This is a genomic window from Paraburkholderia sp. SIMBA_027, assembly GCF_046535315.1.
Lineage (GTDB): Bacteria > Pseudomonadota > Gammaproteobacteria > Burkholderiales > Burkholderiaceae > Paraburkholderia > Paraburkholderia tropica.
On record NZ_JAWRWY010001222.1, the window covers coordinates 1 to 250 of the forward strand.

Annotated in this window: 1 protein-coding gene; it reads left to right on the top strand. The window is 64.4% G+C overall.

Annotation, left to right across the window (positions count from 1 at the left end):
- A partial coding sequence (locus SB764_RS43040) for a hypothetical protein (RefSeq protein WP_410867176.1) occupies positions 1–250 on the top strand: 250 nt, incomplete at both ends.

Below are 250 nucleotides of genomic sequence, written 5' to 3' on the forward strand. Positions count from 1 at the left end.
TGGTGATGATGAAACGTGATGGTCCGGCGATTTCGGTGCGCGGCGGCGACGGCCGGATGGAGAACTATCCGGATGAAGCGCTGACCTCGGAAACGGCGATCGCGCTGCTCGGTGACGCCGGGCATTTTCCGGAGGTCGCGGCCTTCCGGCGGATTGTTAGCAACTGGCGCTTTTTCCATGGCTTCCGCACCGATCGGGCGTCGCCTCTGCGTCACCCCTGCCTCGCCGTCACCGGTCCGATGCTGGATGA